Source organism: Streptomyces sp. NPDC127119 (assembly GCF_042677425.1).
In the GTDB taxonomy this organism is placed as follows: Bacteria; Actinomycetota; Actinomycetes; order Streptomycetales; family Streptomycetaceae; genus Streptomyces.
In genome coordinates this window covers 1-16,323 of sequence record NZ_JBHXTO010000181.1, presented here as the reverse complement: position 1 = coordinate 16,323, position 16,323 = coordinate 1, and the positions used below count along the sequence as shown (strand labels likewise).

Here is a 16,323-nt window from a genome sequence, read left to right as displayed (position 1 = left end):
TTCGCCGAGCAACTTGCTGATGACAGTCCCGTACGGGCCTTGCTGCCCGGGGACAAGGGCCGGTTCGGTGTGCTGGGTGACTTCGCCGCGCTTGCGACCAGCGTGGGAACCAACAATCGCGGTGACAGCATCCAGCGGCCTGTTGCTCCGGAACCGGCTGTGGAATCCGCCCCGGGGGTCAATCCCGGCGAGGCGCGTCCGAGGCTGCCCCAGTCCGACACCGACGCGACTCCGGCCCCGACGTCGGCCACGACACCCGCTACCGCTGTCGAGCCGACGCTCACTGCGTTCAAGTTGGGGAATTTCGAGTTCACGAATTTGAATCAGACGGACCGGTACGTGGACAAGGCGGTTCGGATCGTCGAGTTGCTGGATGAGCACGGCACGATCAAGAGTTTCGTCAACGGTCGTCCTGTGCGGATTACCTTGCATGTGCGGACGACGGAAACGCCCGCCGATGTACGTGACCTGGGTGACGCCGGTGTCGAGATCAACCTCGCCAGCTACTACTTCGAGAAGTACGACATCGGCTACATCATGGGGATGTTGTCCCATGAGATCGGCCTGCACCCCCTCGCTTCGAGCAATTCGAAGATTCCTGAGGAGGAGGAGCTGTATCAGGGCATGCCCTTGCTGGTGCCGGGGCTGGAGACTCTGAGCACCCCGCGTTTCATGAACACTGAGGGTGCGGGTCAGGCGGACCACGTCATGGCCGCGTTCCCGCACACCATCCGGCATGGGATCTATCGCGACATCGTGCTGGAGATGGCGGAGGTGCTCGCCCAGCACGCCCGGGTGGGTGTCGCGGGTGCGAAGCCGAAGGACGTCACCGACCTCATCGACACCTACTTGATGGACCTCGCCTCCATCGCGGTCACGAACGATCATCGGGCGCGGGCGGTGCGGGATCCGGCGTATACGGCGCGGGTCTACAACGCGTACAAGAGTCAGTTCGCCGAGCAACTTGCTGATGACAGTCCCGTACGGGCCTTGCTGCCCGGGGACAAGGGCCGGTTCGGTGTGCTGGGTGACTTCGCCGCGCTTGCCACCAGCGTGGGAACCAACAATCGCGGTGACAGCATCCAGCGGCCTGTTGCTCCGGAACCGGCTGTGGAATCCGCCCCGGGGGTCAATCCCGGCGAGGCGCGTCCGAGGCTGCCCCAGTCCGACACCGACGCGACTCCGGCCCCGACGTCGGCCACGACACCCGCTACCGCTGTCGAGCCGACGCTCACCCCGTTCAAGTCGGGGAACTTCGAGTTCACCAACCTGAAGCACACGAACGAGGGTTACCGCGACAAGGCGGTCCGGATCATCGAGCTGCTTCGCAAGCACGACACGATCCGCACCTATGTCGGGGGCCGTCCGGTCCGGATCACTCTCCACCTGCGGACGACGGAGACCCCGGCCGATGTGACGGACCGCGGTGACGCAGGCGTCGACATCAATCTCGCGAGTTACTACTTCGAGAAGTACGACATCGGTTACATCATGGGCATGCTGGCCCATGAGATCGGCCTGCACCCCCTCGCGTCCCGGGACACGAACATCCCCGACGAGGAGTCGATGTTCGCGGGAGTGCCGCTGGCCGTTCCGGGCCTGACCGATCTGAAGACGCCGCGCACGATGAGTACGGAAGGTGCGGGTCAGGCGGACCACATCATGGCCGCCTTCCCGAGCAGCACCCGGCACAAGATCTATCGGGACATCGTGCTCGGTATGGCCAGTGACCTGGCGGAGGAGGCGCGGACAGGTGAGGAGGGTGCCAAGGCGAAGGATGTCACTGACCTGATCGACACGTACCTGATGGACCTGGCCACGATCGCGCTCACCAACGACAAGCGCAAGGACGCGGCCTGGGAGCCGCGTTACACGGCGAAGGTGTACAACGCCTACAAGGAGCAGTTCGCCGCGCAGCTCGCGCAGGACAGTCCCGTACGGAGTCTGCTTCCGGCCGACAAGAGCTGGTACAACGTCACGAGCAACTTCCTGGGTCTGGGCAGCAGTGTCGCCTTCAACAACCAGGGCGACAGCATCCAGACCGCCACGCCGGCACCGAGCACCACCGACACAGGCGAGACGCCTCCGCGGCTGACCGGAACCGGCACGCATGCGGCACCGCACACCGGACCGGCCGGCTCACCGCGTCCAGGAAGGGCGCGGGACAAGCGCCCCCGTTTCGTGGTGCGGTCGGGCTTCGACGCGCGGCGGTTCACCTACGACGGCGATCCGGTCACCGACCTCACGGTCCGTATCGCCATGCGCGGCGGCACGGACGGGCAGAACGCCCACGCCCACGCCAACGTCTTCGCGCAACTCAGCGAAGGCGTGCACGAGTTCCTGAACAACCCCGGTCACCGCCTCCCCAACGGCGACCTCCTGCACGTAACCGTCGAACTCGTCGATCCGTCGCAGTCACCGCACCTGACCGTGGACTTGACCGGCCGGGACCAGGTGATGGATCAGAAGACCTGGTGGGCGGATGCGGCCCCCATCCAGCTGGTGCACGAGCTGACCCATCAGCTCGGTCTGCGCGATGAGTACCGGGACGCGGACGCCCCGCACCGCCCGCACATCCTGGGCAGTCTGCTGGGTGACCTGAACGCGGCCCCCGAGGACTCCTCGCTGGCCGCCGGTGGGCTCCGCGGACGGCACCTGGCGCTGTTGGGTGCGCTGATCGGGGACGTGACTCCGCGGCCCTCGGAGCAAGGCGCACAGCAGGACACCGAGCAGACCTGGCAGAAGGTGCGCGAGGACGCCAAGAAGGTTCTTCGCGAAGCGATCTGGGTCGACCCGGTGTCTCTGCCGAAGCCGACGGACGGTACCGAGAACACCGCGTCCACCGGCGTCCCGGCACACATGCTGCAGAACGCGAACACGACACCTGACACCGCTGCCGCGCCCGCCCCCGGGCCCTTCGTGATGGAGAACTTCGAGTTCACCAATCTGAAGAGTTCGGACGAGCGGTACCGGACCAAGGCGACCCGGGTCATCGAACTGCTGCGGGACCATCCGAGGATCAGTGCGTACGTCAGCGGCCGTCCCGTCCGTATCACCTTGCACGTACGGACGACCGAGCCTCCGGCGGATGTACGTGACCTGGGCGACGACGGCGTTCAGATCAACCTGGCCAGTTACTACTTCGAGAAGTACGACATCGGTTACGTCATGGGGATGCTGGCCCATGAGATCGGCCTGCACCCTCTGGCGTCCCGTGACACGAACATCCCTGACGAGGAGGAGATGTTCGCCGGGGTGCCCTTGGCCGTTCCGGGGCTGTCGGATCTGACGCCGCCGCGCACCATGAACACGGTCGGCTCGGGTCAGGCCGACCACATCATGGCCGCCTATCCCAGCAGCACCAGGCATGGGATCTACCGCGACATCGTGGTGAAGATGGCGGAGATGATGGCGGAGTTCGCACAGGCGCAGGTGCCGGGAGCCAAGCTCCAGGACGCCACGGACCTGATGGACTCCTATCTCATGGACCTGGCCTCCATCGCGATCACCAGCGACCACCGGCTGAGAGCCGCGACGGAACCGGGCAACACGGCCAAGGTCTACAACGAGTACAAGAGGCTGCTCGCCGCGCACATGGCCGCGAACAGCCCGGCCCGAGCCCTGTTGCCCGCCGACAAGGGGATGTTCGGTGTCGTGCGGAACTTCGCGACGCTGACCGCCAGTGTGGTCACCAACAATCGCGGCGACAGCATCCAGCCGCCCGCGCCTACGCCGACGCTCGCGTCTCCGCCCACGGATGAGGCCCGCCCCCGGCTCCCGCAAGCCGCCGACAACGCGCAACAGGCCGAGGAGAGCATCGATCAAGCTCCCGTCACCACGCCGCAGTTGCGAGGCTCGCGCGACAGCAGGCCGCGATTCGTGGTGCGATCGGGCTTCGACGCGCGGCGGTTCACCTACGACGGCGATTCGGTCACCGACCTCACCGTGCGTATCGCCATGCGCGGAGCGGCGGATCAGACACCACGGGTGTTCGGCCAACTCAGTGCGGGCGTGAGCGAGTTCCTGAACCACCCCGGCCACCGGCTGCCCAACGGCGACCTGCTGCACGTGACCGTCGAACTGGTCGACCCCTCCGAGTCCCCGCACCTGACCGTGGACTTGGCGGGCCGGGATCAGGCGATGGATCAGGTCACCTGGTGGGCGGATGCTGACCCCATTCAGCTGGTGCACGAACTGACTCACCAGCTCGGCCTGCGGGACGAGTACCGGGATGCGGATTCCCAGCACCGCCCGCACATCCTGGGCAGTCTGCTGGGTGACCTGAACGCGGCCCCCGAGGACTCCTCGCTGGCCGCCGGCGGGCTGCGCGGGCGGCACCTGGCCCTGCTCGGCGCGCTGATCGGAGACGTGACCCCACGGCCCACGGAGCAAGGCGCGCAGGAGGACACCGAGCAGACGTGGGACAAGGTCCGGGAGAACGCCACGAAGGTCCGTCGTGAAGCGGTCTGGGTGGACCCGGTCTCCCTGCCCCGGTCCGCCGACGGCACGACGGCCACCGACGTCCCGGCTCGTACGCCCCAGGACCCGACCGCGGCGCCCACCGCGCCGGAGCCGGTCCTCCGCCCGTTCAAGCTGGGCAACTTCGAGTTCACGAACTTGAATCAGACGGACAGGTACGTCGATAAGGCGGTGCGGATCGTCGAGTTGCTGGACGAGCACGGCACGATCAAGAGTTTCGTCAGCGGCCGTCCCGTCCGTATCACCCTGCACGTGCGGACGACGGAAACGCCCGCCGATGTACGTGACTTGGGTGATGCCGGTGTTGAGATCAACCTGGCGAGTTATTACTTCGAGAAGTACGACATCGGTTACATCATGGGCATGTTGTCCCATGAGATCGGCCTGCACCCCCTCGCTTCGAGCAACACGAAGATTCCCGAGGAGGAGGAGCTGTATCAGGGCATGCCCCTGTTGGTCCCGGGGCTGGAGACCTTGTCGACACCGCGTTTCATGAATACCGAGGGTGCGGGTCAGGCGGATCACGTCATGGCGGCGTTCCCGCACACGATTCGGCATGGCATCTATCGCGACATCGTGGTGGAGATGGCGGAGGTGCTCGCCCAGCATGCCCGGGTGGGTGTGGCGGGTGCGAAGTCCAAGGACGTCACGGACCTGATCGACACCTATCTGATGGATCTGGCTTCGATCGCGGTCACGAACGATCATCGGGCGCGGGCGGTGCGGGATCCGGCGTATACGGCGCGGGTCTACAACGCGTACAAGGGGCAGTTTGCTCAGCAACTTGCTGATGACAGTCCCGTACGTGCTTTGCTGCCGGGGGACAAGGGTCGGTTCGGTGTGCTGGGTGACTTCGCCGCGCTTGCCACCAGCGTGGGAACCAACAATCGCGGTGACAGCATCCAGCGGCCCGTTGCTCCGGAACCGGCTGCGGAATCTACCCCGGGGGCCAATCCCGGCGAGGCGCGTCCGAGGCTGCCCCAGTCCGACACCGACGCGACTCCGGCCCCGACGCCGGCTACGGTTACGGCTGTCGAGCCGGTGCTCACTGCGTTCAAGTTGGGGAATTTCGAGTTCACGAATTTGAATCAGACGGACCGTTACGTGGACAAGGCGGTGCGGATCGTCGAGTTGCTGGATGAGCACGGCACGATCAAGAGTTTCGTTAACGGTCGTCCTGTGCGGATTACCTTGCATGTGCGGACGACGGAAACGCCCGCCGATGTACGTGACTTGGGTGATGCCGGTGTTGAGATCAACCTGGCGAGTTATTACTTCGAGAAGTACGACATCGGTTACATCATGGGGATGCTGTCCCATGAGATAGGCCTCCATCCTCTCGCCTCCAGTAATTCGAAGATTCCTGAGGAGGAGGAGCTGTATCAGGGCATGCCCCTGCTGGTCCCCGGGCTGGAGACCCTGAGCACCCCCCGATTCATGAACACTGAGGGCGCCGGTCAGGCGGACCACGTCATGGCCGCGTTCCCGCACACCATCCGGCATGGCATCTATCGCGACATCGTGCTGGAGATGGCCGAAGTACTCGCCCAGCACGCTCGGGTCGGTGTGGCGGGTGCGAAGTCCAAGGACGTCACGGACCTCATCGACACCTACTTGATGGACCTCGCCTCCATCGCGGTCACGAACGACCATCGGGCGCGGGCAATGAGGGACCCCGCGTACACGGCGCGGGTCTACAACGCGTACAAGAGCCAGTTCGCCGAGCAACTCGCTGACGACAGTCCCGTACGGGCCCTGTTGCCGGGGGAAAAGGGCCGGTTCGGTGTGCTGGGTGACTTCGCGGCGCTCGCCACCCGTGTGGGGACCAACAACAGTGGCGACAGCATCCAACGGCCTGTTGCTCCGGAGCCGACCGTGGAACCGGCCGCGGAACCCACCCCGGGAGCCAATCCTGGCGAGGCGCGTCCCAGGCTGCCCCAGTCCGACACCGACACGGACACGGGCACCGGCGCGACCACTGCCCCGACGCCCGCCACCGCCGTCGAGCCGACGCTCACCCCGTTCAAGTCGGGGAACTTCGAGTTCACCAACCTCAAGCACACGAACGAGGCGTACCGCGACAAGGCGGTCCGGATCATCGAGCTGCTTCGCAAGCACGACACGATCCGCAGCTACGTCAACGGCCGCCCGGTCCGGATCACCCTCCACCTGCGCACGACGGAGACCCCGGCCGATGTGACGGACCGCGGTGACGCAGGCGTTGACATCAATCTCGCGAGTTACTACTTCGAGAAGTACGACATCGGTTACGTCATGGGGATGCTGGCCCATGAGATCGGTCTCCACCCGCTCGCCTCGCAGGACACGAACATCCCTGATGAGGAATCGATGTTCGCCGGGGTGCCCTTGACCGTTCCGGGGCTGGCGCACCTGACTCCGCCGCGCACCATGAACACGGTCGGCTCGGGTCAGGCCGACCACATCATGGCCGCCTTCCCCAGCAGCACCCGGCACAAGATCTACCGGAACATCGTGCTCGGTATGGCCAATGACCTGGCGGAGGAGGCGCGGACAGGTGAGGAGGGTGCCAAGGCGAAGGATGTCACTGACCTGATCGACACCTACCTGATGGACCTGGCCACGATCGCGCTCACCAACGACAAGCGCAAGGACGCGGCCTGGGAGCCCCGTTACACGGCGAAGGTGTACAACGCCTACAAGGAACAGTTCGCCGCGCAGCTCGCGCAGGACAGCCCCGTACGGAGTCTGCTTCCGGCCGACAAGAGCTGGTACAACGTCACGAGCAACTTCCTGGGTCTGGGCAGCAGCGTCGCCTTCAACAACCAGGGCGACAGCATCCAGACCGCCACTCCGGCACCGAGCAACACCGAGACCGGCGAAACGCGCCCGCGGCTTTCGCCGGGCGATACCAAGTCGGAGTCCGGGTCGCGGAGCGGGCCGTCCGACACCACGTCAGCGAAGGGACCGCGTCCCAGTCGGCCGCGGGACAAGCGGCCCCGTTTCGTGGTGCGTTCCGATTTCGACGCACGGCGGTTCACCTACGACAGCGATCCGGTCACCGACCTCACGGTCCGTATCGCGATGCGCGGCGGCACGGACGGGCAGAACGTCCACGCCAACGTCTTCGCGCAACTCAGCGAAGGTGTGCATGAGTTCCTGAACAACCCCGGTCACCGCCTCCCCAACGGCGACCTCCTGCACGTAACCGTCGAGCTGGTCGATCCCTCACAGTCCCCGCATCTGACCGTGGACCTGGTGGGCCGGGACCAAGCGATGGATCAGGTCACCTGGTGGGCGGATGCCGACCCCATCCAGCTGGTGCACGAGCTGACCCATCAGCTCGGTCTGCGTGACGAGTACCGGGACGCGGACGCCCCGCATCGTCCGCACATCTTGGGCAGTCTGCTGGGTGACCTGAACGCCGCTCCTGAGGACTCCTCGCTGGCCGCCGGTGGGCTCCGTGGGCGACACCTGGCGCTGATGGGTGCCCTGATCGGCGATGTGACCCCGGGGACGTCGGAGCAAGGCGCACAGGAGGACACCGAGCAGACCTGGCGCAAGGTGCGCGAGGACGCCACGAAGGTCCGTCGCGAAGCGATCTGGGTCGACCCGGTCTCCCTGCCCCAACCGTCCACCAGCGCCACCGGTGACACCGCGGTCACCGACGTCCCGGCTCGTACGCTGCAGGACTCGAACGCGGCGCCGACCGCGCCGGAGCCGGTCCTCCGCCCGTTCAAGCTGGGCAACTTCGAGTTCACGAACTTGAATCAGACGGACCGGTACGTCGACAAGGCGGTTCGGATCGTCGAGTTGCTGGATGAGCACGGCACGATCAAGAGTTTCGTCAACGGTCGTCCTGTGCGGATTACCTTGCATGTGCGGACGACGGAAACGCCCGCCGATGTACGTGACCTGGGTGATGCCGGTGTCGAGATCAACCTGGCGAGTTATTACTTCGAGAAGTACGACATCGGTTACATCATGGGGATGTTGTCCCATGAGATCGGCCTGCACCCCCTCGCTTCGAGTAATTCGAAGATTCCCGAGGAGGAGGAGCTGTATCAGGGCATGCCCTTGCTGGTCCCGGGGCTGGAGACTCTGAGCACACCGCGTTTCATGAACACGGAGGGTGCGGGTCAGGCGGACCACGTCATGGCCGCGTTCCCGCACACCATCCGGCATGGGATCTATCGCGACATCGTGGTGGAGATGGCGGAGGTGCTGGCCCAGCACGCTCGGGTGGGTGTGGCGGGTGCGAAGCCGAAGGACGTCACCGACCTCATCGACACCTACCTGATGGATCTGGCCTCGATCGCGGTCACGAACGACCATCGGGCGCGGGCGGTGCGGGATCCGGCGTATACGGCGCGGGTCTACAACGCGTACAAGAGCCAGTTCGCTCAGCAACTCGCTGATGACAGTCCCGTACGGGCCTTGCTGCCGGGGGACAAGGGCCGGTTCGGTGTGCTGGGTGACTTCGCCGCGCTCGCCACCAGCGTGGGAACCAACAATCGCGGTGACAGCATCCAGCGGCCCGTTGCTCCGGAACCGACCGCGGAACCGACCGTGGAATCCACCCCGGGAGCCAATCCCGGAGAAGCACGTCCAAGGCTGCCCCAGTCCGACACCGGCACCAACACGGGCACCGGCGAGACCCCGACCTCAACCCCGGCCCCCACGCCCGCCACCCCCACCGAACCGACCCTCACCCCCTTCAGGTCGGGGAAGTTCGAGTTCACCAACCTCAAGCACACGGAGGAGAAGTACCGGGACAAGGCCGTCCGCATCATCGAACTGCTGCGGGAGCACCCGGCGATCAGCGCGTACGTCGGCGACCGTCCCGTCCGGATCACCTTGCACGTGCGGACGACCGAGACCCCGGCGGACGTACGCGACCTGGGTGACGCCGGTGTCCAGATCAACCTCGCGAGCTACTACTTCGAGAAGTACGACATCGGCTACATCATGGGGATGCTGGCCCACGAGATCGGCCTGCACCCGCTCGCCTCGCGGAACGGGGACATCCCCGACGAGGAGTCGATGTTCCGAGGCATCCCCCTGCCCGTGCCGGGCCTGGGCGACCTGCGGACCCCGCGCACGATGAACACCGACAGCGCGGGCCAGGCCGACCACATCATGGCCGCGTTCCCCAGCAGCACCCGGCACGGGATCTATCGCGACATCGTGCTGAAGATGGCCGACATGCTGGCCGAGGCCGCGCAGGCCGGCGTGGAGGGAGCCAAGGCCAAGGACGTCACCGACCTGATCGACACCTACCTCATGGACCTCGCGTCTATCGCGATCACCAGCGACTACCGGATGAACGCGGCCAAGGAACCCGGCAACACGGCCAAGGTCTACAACGCCTACAAGGCGCTGTTCGCCGCACGCATGGCCGCCGACAGTCCCGCCCGTGGCCTGCTCCCCGCCGACAAGGGGATGTTCGGTGTCGTACGGGACTTCGCCACACTGGCCGCCAACCTCGCGACCAACAACCGCGGAGACAGCATCCAGCAGCCCCTCCCTACGGGCGAGGCCCGCCCCCGGCTCCCGCAGGTCACCGACACCCGGCAGGTCACCGACACTGCGCAGGGGATCAGCGAGAGCATCGAACAAGCCCTGGCCGGTACACCGAAGATGGTGGGCCCGCGTGACAGCCGCCCCCGCTTCGTGGTGCGGTCGGGCTTCGACGCCCGGCGGCTCTCGTACCAGGGAGAGCAGGTCACGGACCTCACGGTTCGCATCCGGATGCGCGGTACGGACGCGGAGGCGGCGCACGCCTTCGAGCAACTCTCCGCCGGAGTGCACGAGTTCCTCAACGAGCCCGGTCATCGGCTCCCGAACGGCGACCTGCTGCACGTGACCGTCGAACTGGTCGACGCTTCCGAGTCCCCGCACCTGAGCGTGGACTTGACGGGCCGGGACCAGGCGATGGATCAGGTCACGTGGTGGGCGGATGCCGACCCCGTACAGATGGTGCATGAGCTGACCCATCAGCTCGGTCTGCGGGACGAGTACCGGGATGCGGATTCCCCGCACCGCCCGCACATCGCGGGCAGTCTGCTGGGTGACCTGAACGCTGCTCCCGAGGACTCCTCGCTCGCTGCGGGCGGGCTCCGCGGACGTCACCTGGCCCTGCTCGGCGCGCTGGTCGGAGACGTGCCGTCCGAGCCCGAGCGGACTCAGCCGGGCGAGCCGGACATCGCGCAGACCTGGGACGAGGCCCGCAAGGGGGTCGACGGGATCCTCCGCGAGGCGGTCTGGGTGGACCCGGTCTCCCTGCCCCGCCCGGCCGACGGCACCGACCACGCGGACGGCACCGAAGTCCCGGCCCGTATGCAGCAGGACCCGAACACGGCGGCCGGCCAAGCAGCCGTCCAACCAGCGCCGCTCTACGCCCCCTTCTCCTCGGGGAACTTCGAGTTCACCAACCTGAAGCACACGAACGAGGCGTACCGCGACAAGGCCGTCCGCATCATCGATCTGCTCCGGAAGCACGACACCATCAAGGAGTACGTCGGTGACCGTCGCGTCCGGGTCACCCTGCATGTGCGGACGACGGAGACCCCGGCCGACGTGACGGACCGCGGTGACGCCGGTGTCGACATCAACCTGGCCAGCTACTACTTCGAGAAGTACGGCATCGGCCACATCATGGGGATGCTGGCCCACGAGATCGGCCTGCACCCCCTCGCCTCCCGGAACCGGGACATCCCCGACGAGGAGGAGATGTTCCAGGACGTCCCGCTGGCGGTACCGGGCCTGGGCGATCTGGCGACACCGCGCACCATGAGCACCGTGGGCGCGGGGCAGGCCGACCACATCATGGCCGCCTATCCCAGCAGCACCCGGCACCGGATCTACCGTGACATCGTCCTGAAGATGGCCGGTGTCCTGGCGGAGGACGCCCGCCTCGGGGAGGACGGGGCCCGGGCCCAGGACGTCACGGACCTGATCGACTGCTATCTGATGGACCTGGCCTCCATCGCGCTCACCAACGACTACCGGATGAACGCGGCGAAGGAGCCCAACTACACCGCGCGGGTCTACAACGCCTACAAGGAGATGCTGCTGGCCCGGTTGCCCAACGACGCTGCCGTCCGGGCGCTCCTGCCGTCCGACAAGAGCATGTTCGGCGTGATGAACGACTTCCGGCGCATCGGCCAGTACATCGCGATCGGCAACAGCGGCGACAGCATCCAGCGGGCCGACACGACCTGAGCGTGTCCCTCGCCGCCGAGGGGCGTCCGGTCAGTTGTGTGTGCGGTCCGCGGTGTGGGAGGTCGCGAAGTCCCAGACCACCGGCAGGAGTTGTTCCGGCGTCTCGGACTGGGGCATGTGGCCCGTGCCCTCCAGCAGGCGGAACTCCGCGCCGGGGATGGCCTGCGCGTACGCGCGTCCGTAGGCGGAGTCCACGACCTGGTCGCTCGCACCCCAGGCGACCAGGGTGGGGTGGCCGATGCTGGCCAGGCGGTCGGTCAGTGTGGGGTCGGCCATGTCGTGCGGGCCCGAGTAGACCTGGAGCGCGGCACGGTTGGCCCCCATGACCGCGCGCTGCTCGTCGGAGAGGGCGTTCGGGTCGAAGCGGAACTTCGAGAGGTCGTGGAACGAGAGGCGGGCCAACTCGGGCGGCGTGAGCGAGAACGTGTCGGCTATCGGGTGACCCTCGACGCGTACGCCGACCGCGTTGACGAGGGTGACGCTGCTGATCCGGCCGCTGCCCAGGGCCGCCAGTTCGGCGGCGATCCAGCCGCCGATGGAGTTGCCCACCACGGCCACGTCCCGCAGGTCCAGCTCCTCAAGCAGCTGGGCGTAGACCTGGGCCAGGGTCGGGACATCGGCCAGCCACTCGGGGCGGACCGTGCCGCCGAAGCCGGGGTGGAAAGGCGTGAACACCCTCGCGGGCCGCTGCCCGGCCAGGAAGCCGGCGAAGGGGGTGACGGTCTGCGGACCGCCGCCCCCGTGCAGCAGCAGGAAGGGGCGCCCCTCCTGTCCCTGCAGGTCGACGGTGACGTCGACGGTGCCCCGGTCGAGCTTGAGCGTGTGGGTGGTGGCGGCCATGTGGTGCTCCTCAAGTGTGCGCTCTCTTCATGAGAGCCGACTCTCAGGAGCTTACGGAGGTCGAGTATCGTCATGCAAGTGAACTCTCATATCGAGAACCCGCTGTTATCGTGTGAGTGACCGTGACCGTGACCGTGACCGTGACCGTGACCGTGACCGTGACGGTGTGCGAGTGCCGACGAGAGAAGAAGGAGCGCGGGGATGGCGACCCAGGCCGGTGCGGGCCGCACCAACCAGAAGCAGCGCACGCGGACGGCGATCCTGTCGGCCGCACGGGAGTTGATCGACGCGGGCTCCGAGGTGACCATGCCCGCGATCGCCCGCGCCGCCCTCGTCTCCGAGGCCACCGCCTACCGGTACTTCCCCGACCTTCCCTCGCTGATCAGTGAGGCGTTGGCCGGTGCCTGGCCGCCTCCCGAGGAGGCGCTCGCCCCGGTGGCGGGCTCCACCGATCCCGTCGAGCGCATCGCGTTCGCCTGCGACTATCTGCTCCGCGGCATCCTCGCCCGGCAGGGTTCGGTGCGTGCGATGATCGCGGCCACCGTCACCCGCCCCGAGGCGGTGGCCGCCCGCCCCGGCATCCGCTTCGGGCTCATCGACCAGGCGCTCCTCCCACTGGAGGACACGCTCGGTGCGGCCGACCCGGAGGCGTTCGCTCAGCTCAAGCGCGGTCTGGCGGTCGTGGTGAGCGCCGAAGCCCTCTTCGTACTCACGGACCTGTGCGGGCTCGCACCGGACGAGGCCGTCGCCAGCGCCGTGCGGACCGCGGTCTCGCTGACCCGCGCCGCCACCCACCCGCCGGTGTGACGGCCGAGCCGTTCATCGACGCGCGACGCGCGACGCTCGACCCGTAAAGCCCAGCCCTCAGCCCTCGGCTCTCAGCCCTTGGGCTCAGCCCTCGGTGCGCGGCCCCGCGTACCCCACCGTGCCGAGGCTGAGCAGGACGTGCCGCTCGGCGACCTCCTCGGCGGTCAAGGGGCCGTCCGCGCGATACCAGTTGGCCACGCCCTGGCACATGATGAGGATCGCCCGCACCGCGTCCGCCGGGATCGGTGTGGTGAACGCGCCCTCGCGGATGCCGGCCCGGACGGTGTCCAGCAGCATGTGCTGCAGATAGTCGCGCAGCGCCACATAGCGCGCGCGGTTCTCGGGCTCCAGGCTGCGGATCTCCGTGTCCAGGAAGGCCATGCCCTTGCGGTTGGCCATGTAGAGCACGATCGACTCCACCATGCCGCAGAAGCGTGGCAGTGGATCGTCGCCCGCTTCGGCCGCCGCGGCCCGGCAGCGGTCCAGGACGTCCCTCATGGACGTCTCCAGCAGTGTGGCGAGCAGGGCTTGTTTGTTCTCGTAGTGGTAGTACAGCGCGGGCACGGTGACGCCGACCCGGGAGGCGATGTCCCGCACCGAAGTGCCGTGGTAGCCATGCTCGTTGAAGGCCTCCATGGTGTGCAGGAGGATGGGGTGCAGATCGAGCGGACCGTACGAGCGCCAGTGCTGCGCGGGGGCGACGGCGGCCCGGCTCGGTTCGCTGCTCAACTGCGCTCCTCGGATGGCTCGGTGGCGAGTGACATCGTATGTCGGCGGGATGCCCTGCGCGGGAAATGGCCGCTTATCGATCGATCAGTGGAAGAGGTCGAGCGTGTATCAAGGGTGGTCAGTCCCGAGGCGTTGACCGTTCCCTCCACTACTTCTACTGTCTTAGCGAACGCTCAGTAGGTAAGTGTGACGCCCGTGCGAACCGAACCCGCCCGTCTGCTGGAGCGCGTCAAGGAGTGGCTGTGACAACCGAACTCCCGGCACGACCCCCCGCCGAACAGACCCTGCCGCTGCTGCTGGAACGCAACGCGCGTCTGTACGCCCGACTGCCCGCCCTCTCCTGGCAGGCGCCGGGCGGTACGGGGCTGGACGACACCGGCCCGTACGACACCGGACCGGACGAGAACGGCTGGGTCACGCTGACCTGGGCGCAGGCCAGGGACCACACCACCCGCCTCGCGGCGGGCTACGCGGCACTCGGAGTTGGCCGCGGCGACCACGTGCTGCTCATGATGGCCAACCGGCCCGAACACTGGCTCTCCGACCTGGCGTTGGTACGCCTGGGTGCCGTACCCGTCACCGTCTACGGCACCTCGGCCCCCGAGCAGGTCGCCCACATCGCCCGCAACTGCCGGGCCCGGGTTGCCGTCGTCGAGGGGTCCGCTCAAGTGGCGCTCTGGGAGCCGCTGTTGGCGGAAGGCGATGTGCCGCTGGACCGGATCGTCGTGGTGGAAGCCGGCGAGGAGGGCGGCCACTTCCCCTATGCCGCCCTGGGCAGGGAGCCGGTGCCGGAGCGGTTCGAGAAGACCCTGGACGCCGCACGCCCCGAGGACCCGCTGACGGTCGTCTACACCTCGGGCACCACCGGTGAGCCCAAGGGTGTCGTCCTCAACCACCGCCATGTGCTGGCCAACGCGTCGGCGCTGGACGAGGTGGTCGAACTGCCGCCGCACGTCGAGCACATCTGCTACCTGCCCTTCGCCCACATCGCCGAACGGATGCTCGGCATCTACCTGCCCGTCCACCGCGCCTCGCACGTCCACCTGTGCGCCGACCCGACGGGCGTGGCCGGGATCGTGCGCAAGGTGCGCCCGGCCCAGTTCTTCGGCGTACCGCGTGTCTGGGAGAAGCTGGCGGCGGCCGTCCGGGCCGTACTGCCGCTGCTGCCGGCGGAACAGCAGGCGGCGATCGAGGAGGCCACCCGGGTGGCCCGGGAGCATGTCGGGTACCGGGAGCGGGGCGAGCGGCCGCCCGCCGCGCTCGAAGAGGCCTATGCCCGGCAACGGGCCGAGGTGCTGCTGCCGTTGCTGGCCGCGGGCGGTCTTGACCGGATCAGCTGGGCGGCCAGCGCCTCGGCTCCCATGTCGATCGAGGTGGTGCGGTTCTGGGCCGGATTCGGCATCGTGATCATGGATGCGTGGGGGCTCACGGAGACCACCGGAGTGGCGACCACCAACAGCCCGCGCACCGGCTTCCGGCTGGGTTCGGTGGGGCGTCCCGTCTCGTCCGTGGAGGTCCGTGTCGCCGGGGACGGTGAGATCGAGGTGCGCGGCTCGACCGTGTTCTCCGGCTATCTGCGCGAGGACGGCACGGTGGGGCCGGTGGTGGACGAGGAGGGCTGGCTGCGGACCGGTGACATCGGCCGTCTCGACGACGACGGCTATCTGTGGCTCACCGACCGCAAGAAGGAAATGATCGTCACGTCGACGGGCAAGAACGTCTCCCCGGCGCTCGTGGAGAACGCCCTCAAGGAGCACCCGCTGATCGGCCAGGCCCTGGTGCACGGCGACAACCGTTCCTACCTCGTGGCGCTGCTGGTGCTCGACGCGGAGGCGGCCCCCGCCTGGGCCGAGGCCCACGGCGTCGACAAGGACTCCGGCCCCGGGGCCCTGACGTCCCTGGCGGCGCATCCGGTCGTACGGGAGGAGGTGGACCGGGCGGTGGCGGCGGCCAACGCGCGGCTGAACCGCACCGAGCAGGTCAAGCGGTATCGGCTGCTCGCGGAGGAGTGGGGCCCGGCCACGGGGGAGCTGACCCCGTCACTGAAGATGAAGCGCCGGGTCATCCGGGACAAGTACGCCGTCGCGCTCGGGGAGTTGTACGAGGACTGACCGCCGGGCAGCCAAGTGTGCGTGACGGCGGGCGCCCCACTCCGCGGAAGGGGGGCGCCCGCCGTCCGCCGGTGCCCGGCGGACGGGAAGCGGAACGCAGGGGCTAGGGCCAGTCTGACAATTTCCGTCTGCCGGGCGAAGACGGGAATTGTCA

5 protein-coding genes are annotated in these 16,323 nt (G+C 67.5%); 3 read left to right on the top strand and 2 right to left on the bottom strand.

What is annotated here, in order from left to right:
* Positions 1 to 339: 339 nt before the first annotated feature.
* Complete coding sequence (locus ACFVH5_RS39990) at positions 340 to 11,682, top strand: hypothetical protein (RefSeq protein WP_385838606.1); 11,343 nt, start codon at positions 340 to 342, stop codon at positions 11,680 to 11,682.
* Between the two features lie 30 nt (positions 11,683 to 11,712).
* Here the strand turns inward: ACFVH5_RS39990 and ACFVH5_RS39985 are convergent, their stop codons facing one another.
* The gene (locus ACFVH5_RS39985) at positions 11,713 to 12,522 is read right to left on the bottom strand and encodes an alpha/beta fold hydrolase (RefSeq protein WP_385838605.1); all 810 of its coding nucleotides are present in this window, start codon (positions 12,520 to 12,522) and stop codon (positions 11,713 to 11,715) included.
* Between the two features lie 201 nt (positions 12,523 to 12,723).
* Here ACFVH5_RS39985 and ACFVH5_RS39980 point away from each other — a divergent pair, with 201 nt between their 5' ends.
* Positions 12,724 to 13,329 carry a TetR/AcrR family transcriptional regulator gene (locus ACFVH5_RS39980; RefSeq protein ID WP_385838604.1) on the top strand — a complete coding sequence of 202 codons (606 nt, stop codon included), beginning with the start codon at positions 12,724 to 12,726 and terminating at the stop codon, positions 13,327 to 13,329.
* Between the two features lie 84 nt (positions 13,330 to 13,413).
* On the opposite strand, the gene ACFVH5_RS39975 is transcribed toward ACFVH5_RS39980, so the two are convergent.
* Positions 13,414 to 14,058, bottom strand: a complete 645-nt coding sequence (locus ACFVH5_RS39975; protein ID WP_385838603.1) for a TetR/AcrR family transcriptional regulator — start codon at positions 14,056 to 14,058, stop codon at positions 13,414 to 13,416.
* Positions 14,059 to 14,294: 236 nt separating this feature from the next.
* Here ACFVH5_RS39975 and ACFVH5_RS39970 point away from each other — a divergent pair, with 236 nt between their 5' ends.
* A complete protein-coding gene (locus ACFVH5_RS39970) occupies positions 14,295 to 16,169 on the top strand; it encodes an AMP-dependent synthetase/ligase (protein ID WP_385838602.1) in 1,875 nt (624 codons plus the stop codon).
* Positions 16,170 to 16,323 lie beyond the last annotated feature (154 nt).